Raw genomic sequence first — 647 nt, forward strand, 5'->3', positions numbered from 1 at the left:
CCATCCCCCCCGTAAGGCTCCAGCTTGATAACCTCTACAGGTTCAGGGTAGCGGCTGGAATGCAGCACCTGCCCTTCGCGTAGCGGCGCGTCCATCGCTATGCCTTCTCCTCGCGTTCCACTTGACCAAGCTGCCGCGCCGACTCCGACACGCGCATATCGACCACTTGCTTCGGCAGCTCGCCGTCTACCTCGAACTCTATTGTGAAGGTGAAGCTGCGCCCCGACTCGTCGAGGAGGGGCTTGATGACGCTGGAGAAGACCTCCGAGAACTTGTCGGTGGAGAATCGGGCGCGCAGGGCGTAGCGTCGGTAGCGAGGTGCGGGCGTCGACGCGGAGGTGGACGCAGCGGGTGGGGGGAGCAGCTCGACGCCGTTCTCGATAACGCGCTCGGGCTTAGGCGTCGCATCGCCATGTGTAGGCGCGGTCGGCTCGGACGGCTCTGTAGCAGGCGGCGTGTAGTCGGTGCGCACCGTCGCGCCGTACTCACCCTCGCCAAGCGACACAGGCTCCTTGAAGTAAACCCGCTCGCCGATTTGCACGGCGAACAGCCCTTCCTGCACGCCGCGCTGAACCGCGTCCACCACCACTTGCGGCGTCTCGACCATCGGCAGCGAGGGGTACTTGTAGAAGGCGTCCACCACCTCC

Annotated in this window: 1 protein-coding gene; it reads right to left on the bottom strand. The window is 65.1% G+C overall.

The annotated features are described in order from the left end of the window. Nucleotides 1-97: 97 nt before the first annotated feature. Nucleotides 98-647: hypothetical protein (locus tag NW837_RS15650; RefSeq protein WP_414332612.1), on the bottom strand; the 550-nt coding region annotated here is incomplete at its 5' end.

The organism is Synechococcus sp. R6-10, assembly GCF_047461815.1.
GTDB lineage: Bacteria > Cyanobacteriota > Cyanobacteriia > Thermostichales > Thermostichaceae > Thermostichus.